The following is a 14121-nucleotide window of genomic DNA, read 5'->3' on the forward strand; positions in this document are numbered from 1 at the left end:
GCCTGTCATGGACCTGTTTCGAAGCGAACCTGTCGCCCAGCCCCTGGCCGCCCGTCTGCGCCCGTCCAACCTGGACGAGTATGTCGGCCAGGAGCACCTGCTTGCCCGCGGTAAACCGCTGCGTGAAGCACTGGAGCAGGGCGCACTGCACTCCATGATCTTCTGGGGCCCGCCGGGGGTTGGTAAGACGACCCTGGCGCGGCTGCTGGCGCAATTTTGCGACGCGCATTTCGAAACGGTGTCGGCGGTACTGGCGGGCGTGAAGGAAATCCGCCAGGCGGTGGAAGTGGCCAAGCAGCAGGCCGGCCAGTACGGGCGTCGTACCATCCTGTTCGTCGACGAAGTGCACCGTTTCAACAAGTCTCAGCAGGATGCCTTCCTGCCTTTCGTGGAAGACGGCACCTTGCTGTTCATCGGGGCTACCACCGAAAACCCGTCCTTTGAACTGAACAACGCGCTGTTGTCACGGGCGCGTGTCTACGTGCTCAAGAGCCTTGACGAGCCTGCGCTGCGCAAGCTTGTAGACCGCGCCCTCACCGAGGAGCGGGGGCTAGGCAAACGTCACTTGCGCGTTGGCGACAAGGCCTTCGACATGCTCAGGGCCGCCGCCGATGGTGACGGAAGGCGCATGCTCAACTTCCTGGAAAACGCCGCTGACCTGGCCGAGGATGGCAGTGAGATCGACGTCGATCTGCTGCAAAGCCTGCTCGGAGACAGCCGTCGCCGGTTCGACAAGGGCGGGGAAGCATTCTATGACCAGATATCGGCGTTGCATAAATCCGTACGGGGTTCGGACCCTGACGCGGCGCTCTACTGGTTTGCGCGCATGCTCGATGGCGGCTGCGACCCCCTCTACATTGCGCGCCGGGTGGTGCGCATGGCTAGCGAAGACATTGGTAACGCCGACCCCCGCGCCCTGAGCCTGTGCCTGGCAGCCTGGGACGTGCAGGAGCGGCTGGGCAGCCCTGAAGGTGAGCTGGCAGTGGCACAGGCCATCACCTACATTGCCTGCGCTCCAAAGAGCAACGCCGTTTACGTCGGTTTCAAGACCGCCCTGCGCGAGGCGGCCGAGCATGGTTCGCTGGAGGTGCCGCTGCACCTGCGCAATGCGCCAACCAAGCTCATGAAACAGCTGGGTTACGGCGATGAGTATCGCTATGCCCACGACGAACCGGATGCCTATGCAGCCGGTGAAGACTACTTTCCCGAAGCGCTGGAACCACGCCAGTATTATCAACCCGTGCCGCGCGGGCTCGAGCTCAAGATTGGCGAAAAACTCCGGCATTTGGCCGATCTTGATCGCAGCAGCCCGCGACAGCGGAGAAAGCCATGATCACGCTGATCGCCGCCGTCAGTGCCGGCGGTATTGCCGGGACTCTGTTGCGCTTTGCCGCAGGCAATTGGGTGGTCGCCCACTGGCCGCGGCACTTCTATATAGGTACGCTTGCCGTCAACCTGGTGGGCTGCTTGTTGATCGGCCTGCTGTATGGCCTGTTTTTGCACAAACCCATGGTCCCGGCCGAGTTGCGGGCTGGTTTGATCGTGGGGTTTCTGGGCGGCCTGACCACGTTTTCCTCTTTTTCGCTGGACACCGTACGCTTGCTGGAAAGCGGGCAGGTGCCTCTGGCGTTGGGCTATTCGGCCATCAGTGTCGTGGGCGGGCTGCTCGCGACCTGGGCAGGATTGTCCCTCACCCGATTCTGACCAACACCTACACATAACGAGAGAACGATATGCTCGATTCCAAACTGTTACGCGGCCAACTTCAGGAAGTGGCGGATCGCCTGGCCTCCCGTGGCTTCAGCCTGGATGTCGCGCGCATCGAATCACTGGAAGAGCGCCGCAAGGCGGTGCAGACCCGTACCGAGCAACTGCAGGCCGAGCGTAATGCCCGTTCCAAATCCATCGGCCAGGCCAAGGCCAAGGGCGAAGACATTGCCCCGCTGATGGCTGATGTGGAGCGCATGGCCAATGAACTGGCCGCCGGTAAAACCGAGCTGGACGGTATCCAGGCAGAACTGGACAGCATCGTGCTGACCATTCCCAACCTGCCCGATCCCAGTGTGCCGGTCGGTGCCAGCGAAGACGAGAACGTCGAAGTGCGTCGCTGGGGCACCCCCAAGTCGTTCGATTTCGAGATCAAGGACCACGTCGCCTTGGGCGAAATCAGCGGCGGCCTGAACTTCGAAGCGGCGGCCAAGCTCTCTGGCGCGCGTTTTGCCGTACTGCGCGGCCCAATCGCACGCCTGCACCGCGCACTGGCGCAGTTCATGATCAACCTGCACACCGGTGAGCATGGCTACGAAGAGCACTACACCCCGTACCTGGTGCAGGCGCCAGCCCTCCAGGGCACTGGTCAGTTGCCCAAGTTCGAGGAAGACCTGTTCAAGATCACCCGCGAAGGCGAGGCGGACTTCTACCTGATCCCGACCGCCGAGGTGTCGCTGACCAACCTGGTGGCTGGGGAAATTCTCGACGCCAAGCAACTGCCGCTCAAGTTCGTGGCGCACACGCCGTGCTTTCGCAGTGAAGCCGGTGCTTCGGGCCGAGACACGCGCGGCATGATCCGCCAGCACCAGTTCGACAAGGTCGAGATGGTGCAGGTGGTGGAGCCCGGTAAGTCGATGGAAGCGCTCGAAGGCCTGACGGCCAATGCCGAGCGTGTGCTGCAACTGCTCGAGTTGCCGTACCGCGTGTTGGCACTGTGCACCGGTGACATGGGCTTTAGCGCCGTCAAGACCTTTGACCTGGAAGTGTGGGTGCCCAGCCAGGACAAATACCGCGAGATCAGCTCGTGCTCCAACTGCGGCGACTTCCAGGCCCGCCGCATGCAAGCGCGCTGGCGCAACCCGGAAACCGGCAAGCCGGAGTTGGTGCACACCCTCAACGGTTCCGGTTTGGCCGTGGGCCGCACGTTGGTCGCGGTGCTGGAAAACTACCAGCAGGCCGACGGCTCGATCCGGGTGCCCGAAGTGCTCAAGCCCTATATGGGTGGCGTTGAGGTGATCCGCTAAATGGACTACCTGCCGCTGTTCCACAAACTGCAGGGCGCCTTGGTGCTGGTGGTTGGTGGTGGCGAGATCGCGTTGCGCAAGGCGCGTCTTTTGGCTGATGCTGGCGCCGCGCTGCGTGTGGTGGCGCCAGAAATCGATGGCCAGCTGGCCAGCATGGCGCGTGAAGGCGGTGGCCAGGTGCTGGTGCGCGGTTACCAGCCGGGTGACCTCACAGGTTGCCGGCTGGTGATCGCCGCCACGGACGATCCTGGGCTCAATGCCCAGGTATCGGCCGATGCCCAGGCCCTGAGCCTGCCGGTCAACGTGGTCGATGCGCCGGCATTGTGCACGGTCATCTTCCCGGCCATCGTCGACCGCTCGCCTTTGGTGATCGCGGTGTCCAGCGGGGGCGATGCCCCGGTCCTGGCACGCTTGATCCGGGCCAAGCTCGAAGCCTGGATCCCTGCTGCCTACGGTGAGTTGGCCGGGTTGGCGGCGCGTTTCCGGCACACGGTCAAGTCGTTGTACCCAGATGTAAACCAGCGCCGGGGTTTCTGGGAGACCGTCTTCCAGGGGCCGATTGCCGAACGCCAACTGGCCGGGCAGGGCGCAGAGGCCGAGCGCTTGTTGCAGGCGATGGTCGATGGCGCACCGGTGCAGCAGGGCGGCGAAGTCTACCTGGTCGGTGCTGGCCCGGGAGACCCGGACCTGCTGACGTTCCGCGCGCTGCGGTTGATGCAGCAGGCCGATGTGGTGCTGTACGACCGCCTGGTGGCGCCTGCGATCATCGACATGTGCCGCCGAGATGCCGAGCGCATTTATGTCGGCAAGCGTCGTGCAGAGCACGCCGTTCCCCAGGATCAGATCAACCGGCTATTGGTGGACCTTGCCCAGCAAGGCAAGCGCGTGCTGCGTCTGAAGGGCGGTGATCCGTTCATCTTCGGCCGTGGCGGCGAGGAGATCGAGGAGCTGGCCGAGCACAACATCCCGTTCCAGGTGGTGCCGGGTATCACCGCTGCCAGCGGTTGTGCCGCTTACGGCGGCATCCCGCTGACCCACCGCGATCACGCCCAGTCGGTGCGCTTTGTCACCGGGCACTTGAAGGACGGTAGCAGCAACCTGCCTTGGGACGACTTGGTCGCGCCTGCCCAGACGCTGGTGTTCTACATGGGCCTGGTCGGCTTGCCGACCATCTGCGAAGAACTCATCCGCCACGGGCGGGCAGCGAGCACCCCGGCCGCGTTGATCCAGCAAGGCACGACGCGCAACCAGCGTGTGTTCACCGGCACCTTGGCCGATTTGCCAGCGCTGGTTGCACGCCATGAAGTGCATGCGCCTACCTTGGTGATCGTGGGCGAGGTGGTGCAACTGCGCGAGAAGCTGGCGTGGTTCGAGGGCGCACAGCACGGCTGACAGTCTGCGAACGCTTTGAGGGGGTGAGCAAGGCAGTTGTCCCTCATGATCCTCAAGCCTGCAGATCTAATGCAGCCCCTGTGGGAGCGGCCCTTGCGCCGCGATGGCCCGCAAAGCGGCCCCGGCAACGTTAGCGGCGACGCTGAAATCCTGGGGCCGCTTCGCGCCCCATCGCGGCGCGAGGCCGCTCCCACACAAGGCTGAGCACACACAAGGCTTGGCACACACAAGGCTGAGCACACACAAGGCTGGGCACACACAAGGCTGCGTGAACACGGACATCCGTGCCCTAGAACAACGGCACGGTGTAGCTGACGGTCACCCGGTTCTGATCCTGTGCCCACTCGCTGGGCAACCCACTGCGCAGCATGCCGTTGCGCCAGCTCAAGCCCAGCCCCTTGAGCGCACCGTCCTGCACCACATAGTCCAGGGCGATGTCACGTTCCCATTCCTTCTCGTCACCGCCGGCAGCGGTACGGATGTGCGTGCCCTTGAGGTAGGTGAGCGAGGCAATCAGGCCGGGCATGCCCAATGCCGCAAAGTTGTAGCTGTATTGGCCGAAGGTGGTGCGTTCACCTGCCCGGGTGAAACTGGTCACCAGCCGGTCAGTGAACAGATACAGGCTCGAGCCAGCTGCGCCTTCGCCTGTATTGCCCTGGTTGATCTGCACGAAGTTGCCACTGTCCGAGACCCGCTGATGGCCAAGCAAAACCGAGTGGCCACCTATGGCGTAGGTGAACATGGCACTCCAGGTGTCATTGTCGATCTTGCCTGCGGTATCGCCCAGGCCGGTGACGCGATACCCTGCCGCGCGCCCGCTGGCTGAGTCGTTGCGTCCATCCGCGTCGGTCTTGAAGTAGCGCAGGTCGGTGGTCAGCGACTGGTTGTCGCTCAGGGCCCAGGTGTGCACGAGCCCCGCAAAATGCTGGACATAGTAATCCTCCAGCTGGGCGCCGTAATATTGCAGCTTCAAGGCGGGGGTGAGCTGGTAATCGGCCCCGGCAAACACAAACGCATTACTCTCGCGTGTACCCCCTGCCACGGCCAGGCCTGAGCGGTTGGTCGAGCCCCGGCCGGTGGTATGCTCCAGGCGGCCTCCGGTCAGGGTCAGGCCATCGATTTCTTTCGAGGTGACGATCCCGCCTTCGAAGGTCTGCGGTAGCAAGCGCCCATCGTTGGCCACCAGAATTGGCAGTTTCGGTTGCAGCGTACCGTAGCGTGCCTCGGTCTGGGAAAAACGGACCTTGCCGGTCAAGCCCAGGCGACTCCATTCGTCCACCGCGCTGCCATCGCTAGCATCCGGAATCATCGAACTGCCTCTGTGATTGCCTGCACCGCCATCCAGGCGTAGGCCCAGCAAGCCGAGGGCGTCAACGCCGAACCCCACGGTGCCTTCGGTGAAACCGGACTTGTAGTCGAGCATGAAGCCCTGCGCCCATTCGGCTGTCTTGCTTTGGCCGGCAGGGCCGGGGCGGTCGCGGTAATCGTTGTTGAAATAGTAGTTGCGCAGGTGCAGGTTGGCTTTGCCGTCCTCGATGAAGGCCGCCTTGGCAGCCGGAACGGCCAGGGTGGTCAAGGTGAGTAGGTACAGGGGCACGTAGGGCTTTCTTGTCATTGTTTTCTTCCTGAGGGTGATAGGCGCCCAGAGAGCAGGCGCAAAGGGTGCTGCAGTGTGGGTAGTCAGTCCGGCAGCCACTCTTGCAGGGTGAGCTCCACGGTAATGAAGGACAGGTTCCGACCCCGTTGCAGGCAGCCGGCGAAGAGCTTGCCGTCGGCGTCGGCGAGCACTGCCTGAAGGTGGCTTCGGCCGGCGATGACCTCACCGCTCAGGCTGAGGATCTCGATACCGGGCCCGGGTACATGAATGGCTTGATGGCCGTGCTCGCCGTGGTAACGCAGTTCGCCGTCGATCAGGCTGCCCAGCCCGCCACGGACCACGGCGCAGGCGATGCCGTGGCTGGCGCAGAGGGCTTCGGCGCTGTCGATCACATCCTCGTTTGGCTTTAGGCGGGCGACTACCAGCCGCCCGAGACGGCCTTGCTGGACCTGCGTGGTAGTGGTGGGCAGGGCAGGTGTCATGAGGCCTCCTTGAGCACAGGGTGCAGCAGGTTGAATTGGGTCTCGGTGTCTGGCTGTACCTGGTAGGCGACATGCTCGAACAGGCATAGCCGCAGCACCAGGGGTTCGCTCCCGACCACGACTCGCTGCAATACCAGGTGCCCGCCGTGCTGTTGCCCAAGGCTGTCGAGCATGCCGGCATGGCAATGCAGCAGCGGGGCGCCGCTGGCATCCCTGCCGACAGTCAATGCACCACTGATGAAGGTGACAGGGCCTGTAAGCACCACGGGCTTGCCGTAGTCGTAAGGGCGTTGGCTGTCGCTTGTGGTCACCATGCGGTGGTAGGCCAAGGCGCACGCGCTGCCCCACAACACGCGGCCGACTGCACTCTGGTAGCGACAGCGCTCGAGCACTGACAGCAGGCTTTCGCCCACCTGGCTGCCGGGGGCAAGCTCGACGCGCAACTCATGGCTGCACGCGACTTCACAGTCGAGCAGCCTGGGTAGGCGGGCCGGGCCTGCATGGTTGAAGTGGCGCACCCCGCCGCGCAGTTCGAAATGGGGCGTCATGCCGGTTGCTCCGTGCCGGTCTCGAGCAACGTGCGGATGTGTTTCTTGACGATCTTGCCGTAGCCGGACTTTGGCATCTCATGCCAGCGCACAAAATGCTTGGGCCATTTGTAGCGTGCCAGGCGGGGCTCCAGGTGCGCGAGCAATTGGTCATCGCTGACCTGGGCAGTGGTGACGATCACCGCGCAACCACATTCGCCCCATTTGTCGTCCGGCATGCCGAGCACGGCCACTTCGGTGACGGCAGGGTGCGTCAGCAACGCTTCCTCCACTTCGCGCGGGTACACGTTCGAGCCGCCGGAGATGTACATGTCCGAGGCGCGCCCGGTGATGAACAGGAAACCGTGCTCGTCCACATGCCCCAGATCGCCGGTATGGAACCAGCCATGGCGGAAGCATTCGGCATTGGCCTGGGGGTTGTCGTAGTAGCCGGCGAACACGGCCGGGCCGCGCACGCAGATTTCGCCGTCCGTACCCGTGGGCAGCTCGCGGCCTTGTTCATCGAGTATGGCCACCTGCATGCCGGTACGTGGGTAGCCGCAGGAACCGACCTTGGCCTGAGGGCCATCGTCGGCATCATGGCAGTCGGCGGGCAGCACCGTGATGTTGCCGGTGACCTCCCCAAGGCCGTAATACTGCACCAGCACTTTCCCCAAAGTGCGCAGCGCATGGCACTGGTCGGCGCGGTACATGGGGGCACCTGCGTAGATCACGTAGCGCAGGCTGCTGTGATCGTAACGGCTGACGGCCGGGTCTTCGGTAAGCATCTTGACGATGGTCGGCACGGTGAACAGGTTGTCGATACGGTGCTGCTGCACCAGGCGCCAGGCCTCGTCACAGTCCAGCCGGTCCCCGACAGGGAGTACGCAGGCAGCACCCCGGGCTACGTTGACCAGTGCATGAATACCGGCCCCGTGGGACAAGGGGGCCAGCACCAGCGAGCGTGACTGCTGGCTCAGGCAGGGCATCAGGTCGGCCAGGTGGTTGTTGACCACGAACGCCATTTGCCCGTGGGTCAGTACCCCTGCCTTGGGGTGCCCGGTGGTGCCGGAGGTGTAGAAGAACCACAGCGGATCGTTGTAGTTCACCTCGGCCGGGCGAAAACCAGGCTGAAGCGGGGCGCCTTCATCGAGCAGGGCATCATAGGCCAGTTCACCCGCGCGGGGCGCAGCCATGGCAATCACGGTCCGCAGTGCCGGTGATGCCTGGCGCACAGCGTCCACGTAATGGCCAAAGCCCTCGTCGTAGAGCATCGCCACTGCGCCGCTGGAACTGCCCAGGTAGGCAGCTTCAGGGGGGGTGATGCGCACATTGGTGGGCACCCAGACCATCCCTAGACGAAAGGCCACCCAGGCGCTTTCGAATAGCGGCAGGTTGTTGCGCGAGTGCACCAGCAAGCGGTCGCCCTTGCCCAGACCGCGTGCACGCAGCGCGGCAGCGACGCTGTCTACACGGTGCAGCAGTTGACGCCAGGACACCTGTTGCTCGCCGCGAATGAAGCCTGGCAGATCGGGCAAACGCCGAGCCACCTGGGCCAGTAGCTCCCCCAGGTTCATGACATTGTCGATTCCGTTCATCGCACGCTCTCCAGAATGCTCACGTAGTTGGTCACGGCCGCCCCGCCCATGTTGAACACGCCAGCCCGGTCTGCGCGCGGCAGTTGCATGTCGCCGGCCTGGCCGGTGAGCTGCATGGCCGCCATCACGTGCATCGAGACCCCGGTCGCACCAATGGGGTGGCCCTTGGACTTGAGGCCACCGGAGGGGTTTATCGGGAGCCTGCCGTCCTTGCGGCTCACGCCCTCGGCGATCACCCGTGCGCCTTGACCGCGCTCGGCCAGGCCCATGGCCTCGTATTCGAGCAGCTCGGCGATGGTGAAGCAGTCATGGGTCTCCACCAGGGACAGGTCGTCCAGTGTGAGGCGCGCCTGGCTCAGCGCCTGCTGCCAGGCCCGTGCAGCGCCTTCGAAGACCGTGGGGTCGCGCCGTGACAATGGCAGGTAGTCGTTGACCTGGACGGCCGCGCGAAAACGAACGGCTTGACCGCCCCCGGTCGGTTGATCGCCCCGGCTGATCACCAGGGCGGCCGCGCCGTCGCTGATCAGCGAGCAGTCACTGCGCTTGAGGGGGCCCGCCACGAAGGGGTTCTTGTCCGAAGGTGTGCGGCAGAAGTCGTAGCCCACGTCGCGGCGCATGTGCGCATACGGGTTGAGTGCGCCGTTGGCGTGGTTCTTGGCGGCGATCATGGCCAGTGCATCGGACTGATCACCGTAGCGTTCGAAGTAGGCGCTGGCGATGTTGCCGAACACCCCGGCAAAGCCGCTCTCGATGTTGGCTTCTTCAGGGGTGTAGCAGCACTTGAGCAGGATCTTGCCCACCTCGGCGGTGGGCAGGCTGTTCATTTTCTCAAAACCCACCACCAGAGCATGGCGCGATTGTCCGCTCAGTACGGCGTGCAAGGCCGAGTGAATGGCTGCCGAACCGGTGGAACAGGCGTTCTCCACGCGCACGGCCGGGGTGAAACGCAGCGCTGGCAAGTGATTGGCGAGTAGCGCGGATGGAAAGTCCTGGTAGAGAAACCCTGCATTGAAGTGGCCGACGTGTACCGAATCGATCTGCTGCGCATCGAGCCCTGCGTGGTTGAGGGCGCCCAGGGCCGCGTCAGCCATCATGCGCTCGGGGTCGATGTCGGGAAACTTGCCGAAGGGGGCGTGGTACCAGCCGTTGATGAGGGGTGAATGCATGAGAGTAATCCTCGCTCGGGGTTGGCGAGGTCGATGGCAAGAACGGTGCCAGACCTGCGGCAAGCGCTCTGCCATGCGCATTCGTGGCACGTTCGACGGTGGCTGCGGGTAGCGAACACGTGCTACAGGTGTCGCAGTGACGTGGCAGGCGACACTCAAGGGAGACACCTGTTACACCCTCAAGCAGGCCCGAGATGCCCATTGGCGCAGCACCACGCCCCGGGAGATTTTATTTAGCACTTCAAAATCAGTCAGTTAAGCGCGCTTTGTGGATGCCCACTACGCTATCCCGTGCACCCGCTTGAGTGTGGCACCTCAATTGCAATGTCATCTGCACCATCGCCGTATCCCACTCGATCAATAAGAACAAATAGGTCAGGAGAGCTTCATGAGCGATTTCACCCGCCGTTCCTTCATCAAGACGGCCTCCCTGGCATCGGCCGCCGTCGCCGCTGCCGGCTTGGGCCTGTACAGCACTGGCGCCCGGGCTGCCGACTTCAAACTCAAGTTTGCCAACAACCTGCCCATCAGCCACCCCATGAACGTGCGTGCTCGGGCCATGGCCAAGGCCATCAAGGAGGAGACCAACGGCGCGTTGGTGGTGCAGGTGTTTCCAAGCAGCCAGCTGGGCAGCGACACCGATACCCTTGCCCAGGTGCGCTCCGGTGCGGTCGATCTGTTTTCCCTCTCGCCCGTGATCCTGGGCACCATGGTTCCATCGGTGCAGATCAGCGCCGTGGGCTTTGCGTTCAAGGACTACCAGCAAGTGTGGAGCGCCATGGACGGTGCCTTGGGCGAGCATGTGCGTGCGGAGATCGCCAAGACCGGCACTCTGTTCGCATTCGACCACATGTGGGACAACGGCTTTCGCGTCACCACCACCAGCACACGGCCGGTCGCAAGCCCAGACGACCTGCGCGGCATGAAGCTGCGTGTTCCGCCTAGCCCGATCATCATGTCGATCTTCCGCGCCCTGGATGCTGCGCCGACCAGCATCAACTTCGCCGAGGTGTATTCGGCCTTGCAGACCCGCATCGTCGAAGGGCAGGAGAACCCCATGACCCTGGTGTCGACGGCCAAGCTGTATGAAGTGCAGAAGTACTGCTCGCTGACCAATCACGTGTGGGATGGCTTCTGGATGCTCGGCAACAGTGCCTCGATCGGGCGCCTGCCGGCGGATATGCAGGCGATCCTGCGCAAGCACATCGACGCGGCGGTGATGGGTCAACGCCAGGACCTGGCCAAGCTCGAAGGCAGTACCCGCGATACCTTGAAAGGGCAAGGCCTGGAACTGGTCGAGGTGCCTGCCGATCCGTTTCGCGACAAGCTGCGCAGTGCCAATTACTACGCCGATTGGCACGACAAGTTCGGCGACCAGGCCTGGAGCATCCTTGAGCAATATGCCGGGAAGCTGGCGTGATGCGCGCGCCAGCGCTACCGGCCTCCACCGTTTCGCAGCGCCTGCCGGCCCGGGTGCTCATCTGCCTCAACCAGTGGGCCATGCGCCTGGTGGGCGTGATCGCGGTTGCCCTGATGGTGATCGAGACCTTCGTGCTGCTGGCCGGCGTGATTGCCCGCTACGTGCTGCATAGCCCGTTGGTCTGGTCCGACGAACTGGCCTCGTCACTGTTCATCTGGCTAGCCATGTTCGGCGCGGTGCTGGCGTTGGACCGTGGCGAGCACATGCGCATGTCGGCGCTGGTCAACAAGCTGCCGCAGGCTTGGCGCGGATTCAGCGAAACCTTGTCGGCGCTGATCGTCTGCCTGTTCGTGGCGATGATCATCTCGCCGGCCATGCAGCATTCCCATGAACAGATGTGGATCACCACACCGGCGCTGGGGATTCCCGACGGCGTGCGTGCTGCAGCGCTGCCGGTAGGGGCTGTGCTGATGCTGCTGGCGGCCGTCGCGCGTATGGCCCGCTATTCGACCGTGCGCCAGTTCATGGCCGGGCTGGCGGTGGTGGCCACGGTGGCCGCGGCCTTGTGGCTGGCGCAGCCCATACTGGCAGCGATGGGCAACTACAACCTGGTGGTGTTCTTCCTGGTGCTGCTGGGCGCCTGCGTGTTTGGCGGCATCCCTATCGCCTTTGCGTTCGGCACGGCGACCATGGCCTACCTGGCCCTGGCGACCCACGCGCCCCTGTCGATCGTGGTCGGCCGCATGGACGAGGGCATGTCCCACATGGTCCTGCTGGCCGTGCCGCTGTTCGTGTTGCTGGGTGTGGTGCTGCAATTGTCGGGCATGGCCCGCACGCTGATCGATTTCATGGCTTCGCTGCTGGGGCACGTGCGTGGCGGTCTGCAGTACGTGCTGTTGGGGGCGATGTTCCTGGTGTCGGGTATTTCAGGGTCGAAGGTGGCCGACATGGCCGCAGTGGCTCCGGCGTTGTTTCCTGAAATGAAGCGGCGCGGCTCAAAGCCGGAAGAGCTGGCAGCGCTGTTGTCGGCCACGGGGGCGATGACCGAGACGATACCGCCGAGCCTGGTGCTGATCACCATCGGTGCGGTGTGCAGCGTGTCGATCACGGCGCTGTTCATCGGCGGGTTGATGCCTGCGGTGGTGGCCACCCTGGCCATTGCGGTGGTGTGCTGGTGGCGCTCGCGCAAGGACGAGGCGCCGGCGATTGCGCGGGCACCTTTGTCCCGCGTGGCCAAGACGTTCCTGATTGCCCTGCCGGCCCTGGCGCTGCCGTTGCTGATCCGGGTGGCGGTGCTGGAAGGGGCGGCCACCGCTACCGAGGTCTCGACCATTGGTGTGGCCTACGTGGTGCTGGTGGGGCTGGTGATGCACCTGTTCATGCGCCATATCGAATGGCGCCGGCTGTACCCGATGTTGCTGGAAGCGGCGGCCTTGTCCGGGGCGATCCTGCTGATCATCGGCATGGCCTCGGCGATGGCCTGGGCGCTGACGCAGTCGGGCTTCTCGCAGTCGCTGGTGGAACTGATCGAGGAGATACCAGGCGGGGTGATGGGCTTTATGGTGGTCACCATCCTCACCTTCCTGATTCTGGGCAGTGTGTTGGAGGGTATCCCGGCCATCGTGCTGTTCGGCCCGCTGATGTTCCCCCTGGCCGAAATGCTCGGCATTCACCCGGTGCACTACGCCATGGTCGTGATCCTGGCCATGGGCATCGGGTTGTTCGCACCGCCCTTGGGTGTGGGTTTCTACGCTGCCTGCGCCATCAGCAAGACGTCGTCCGATCATGTCATTCGCCGCGTCTGGGGGTACCTCGGGGCGTTGCTGGTGGCGTTGGTGATCGTTGCCTGTTTCCCATGGATTTCCATCGGTTTCCTTTAAGAGAGCGCTGACATGAGCCAACTTGCAAAAAAGACTTTGCCTGCAACTGCCGTGGGCCGCGTGGCGCTGGTCACCGGTGCGGCCATGGGGATCGGTGCGGCCATCGCCGAACGCCTGGGGCATGATGGCCACACGGTAGTGGTGGCCGACATCGACCTGCAGGCTGCCGAACTCAGGGTGGAGGGGTTGCGCGAGCAGGGCATCGATGCCTTGGCGCTGGCGATCGACATTGGTGACGCAGCGTCGATCACGGCGTTGTTCGATGAGCTGCGTGCACGCTGTGGACGCTGTGATGTACTGGTCAACAATGCCGGTATCGCCCGCACCCAGTCGTTTCTGGACACGGACCTGGAAGGCTGGCAGCGGCTGATGAACGTCAACCTGACCGGCACACTGCTGTGCAGCCAGCAGGCTGCTCACGTGATGCGCGAGCACGGGTGGGGGCGCATCATCAACGTTGCCTCCATCAGCGGCATGCGGGCGAGCATGGGGCGCACTGCGTATGGCACGTCGAAGGCAGCGGTGATCGGCCTGACTCGGCAGATGGCGATCGAGCTGGCCGAACATGGCATCACGGTCAACGGCATTGCCCCGGGCCCGGTGGACACGCCTTTGACACAGGCACTGCATTCTGCGGCGACACGCGAATCCTATGCCCGTGCGGTGCCTTTGCGCCGTTACGGCACACCGGCGGAGATGGCGGGGGCGGTAGCGTTTCTTGCGTCCGATGATGCGTCTTACATCAGTGGGCATGTGATCCCGGTGGATGGGGGGTTCATGGCGTCCGGGATTCTGGAGATTTGAGCGGGGGCTGCGTGGGGGAGGTGGCGGGGTCGTAGCGGTGAACGGGTTTCGACAGGTTTGGATGCTGAAATTCTGGGGCCGCTGTGCGGCCCATCGCGGCACGAGGCCGCTCCCACAGCTATTGTTTTCCCCCCGAAAGCTTGCCCCCTGTGGGAGCGGCCTTGCGCCGCGATGGGCCGCACAGCGGCCCCAGAATTTCGCTCTCACAGGTATTGCTTTCCCCCTCGAAGCCTTGCCCCTC

Annotated in this window: 12 protein-coding genes; 7 read left to right on the forward strand and 5 right to left on the reverse strand. The window is 63.9% G+C overall.

The window, feature by feature from the left end; genetic code table 11:
* Positions 1–7: 7 nt before the first annotated feature.
* Genes FS767_RS05380 through cysG form a run of 4 tightly spaced genes read left to right on the forward strand, consistent with a single transcriptional unit; the run spans position 8 to position 4406 of the window.
* Positions 8–1333, forward strand: a complete 1326-nt coding sequence (locus FS767_RS05380) for a replication-associated recombination protein A (RefSeq protein WP_058603461.1) — start codon at positions 8–10, stop codon at positions 1331–1333.
* Positions 1330–1704: a fluoride efflux transporter CrcB gene (gene crcB, locus FS767_RS05385; protein WP_027916182.1), complete on the forward strand. Its 375-nt coding sequence runs from the start codon at positions 1330–1332 to the stop codon at positions 1702–1704. The genes FS767_RS05380 and crcB overlap by 4 nt, the downstream gene beginning before the upstream one ends.
* Before the next feature lie 29 nt (positions 1705–1733).
* Entirely contained in the window at positions 1734–3014 is a 1281-nt protein-coding gene (gene serS, locus FS767_RS05390) for a serine--tRNA ligase (RefSeq protein ID WP_144964482.1), read from the forward strand.
* Positions 3015–4406, forward strand: coding sequence for a siroheme synthase CysG (cysG, locus tag FS767_RS05395; protein ID WP_028686533.1), 1392 nt, complete (start codon positions 3015–3017; stop codon positions 4404–4406).
* Between the two features lie 289 nt (positions 4407–4695).
* Here cysG and FS767_RS05400 read toward each other — a convergent pair whose 3' ends face one another.
* The 5 genes from FS767_RS05400 to FS767_RS05420 all read right to left on the reverse strand — a co-directional run bounded on the left by FS767_RS05400 (position 4696) and on the right by FS767_RS05420 (position 9776).
* Positions 4696–6021 (reverse strand): OprD family porin, encoded by a 1326-nt coding sequence (locus tag FS767_RS05400; RefSeq protein WP_144964483.1) that lies wholly within the window; start codon positions 6019–6021, stop codon positions 4696–4698.
* A 65-nt stretch (positions 6022–6086) separates the two neighbouring features.
* A complete protein-coding gene (locus FS767_RS05405; protein WP_144964484.1) occupies positions 6087–6485 on the reverse strand; it encodes a PPC domain-containing DNA-binding protein in 399 nt (132 codons plus the stop codon).
* Entirely contained in the window at positions 6482–7033 is a 552-nt protein-coding gene (locus FS767_RS05410; RefSeq protein ID WP_144964485.1) for a hypothetical protein, read from the reverse strand. The genes FS767_RS05405 and FS767_RS05410 overlap by 4 nt, the downstream gene beginning before the upstream one ends.
* Complete coding sequence (locus FS767_RS05415) at positions 7030–8610, reverse strand: acyl-CoA synthetase (protein ID WP_218571726.1); 1581 nt, start codon at positions 8608–8610, stop codon at positions 7030–7032. Before FS767_RS05415 ends, FS767_RS05410 begins: the two co-directional genes overlap by 4 nt.
* A complete protein-coding gene (locus FS767_RS05420; protein WP_144964486.1) occupies positions 8607–9776 on the reverse strand; it encodes an acetyl-CoA acetyltransferase in 1170 nt (389 codons plus the stop codon). The genes FS767_RS05415 and FS767_RS05420 overlap by 4 nt, the downstream gene beginning before the upstream one ends.
* A 388-nt stretch (positions 9777–10164) precedes the next feature.
* Here FS767_RS05420 and FS767_RS05425 point away from each other — a divergent pair, with 388 nt between their 5' ends.
* Genes FS767_RS05425 through FS767_RS05435 form a run of 3 tightly spaced genes read left to right on the forward strand, consistent with a single transcriptional unit; the run spans position 10165 to position 13880 of the window.
* Positions 10165–11196, forward strand: coding sequence for a TRAP transporter substrate-binding protein (locus FS767_RS05425; RefSeq protein WP_144964487.1), 1032 nt, complete (start codon positions 10165–10167; stop codon positions 11194–11196).
* Complete coding sequence (locus FS767_RS05430) at positions 11196–13076, forward strand: TRAP transporter large permease subunit (RefSeq protein WP_058603453.1); 1881 nt, start codon at positions 11196–11198, stop codon at positions 13074–13076. Before FS767_RS05425 ends, FS767_RS05430 begins: the two co-directional genes overlap by 1 nt.
* A 12-nt stretch (positions 13077–13088) precedes the next feature.
* A complete protein-coding gene (locus tag FS767_RS05435; RefSeq protein ID WP_058603452.1) occupies positions 13089–13880 on the forward strand; it encodes an SDR family NAD(P)-dependent oxidoreductase in 792 nt (263 codons plus the stop codon).
* The last annotated feature ends 241 nt before the right edge of the window (positions 13881–14121 follow it).

Origin of the sequence: Pseudomonas sp. DE0010, from assembly GCF_007680745.1 — a bacterium.
GTDB lineage: Bacteria > Pseudomonadota > Gammaproteobacteria > Pseudomonadales > Pseudomonadaceae > Aquipseudomonas > Aquipseudomonas parafulva_B.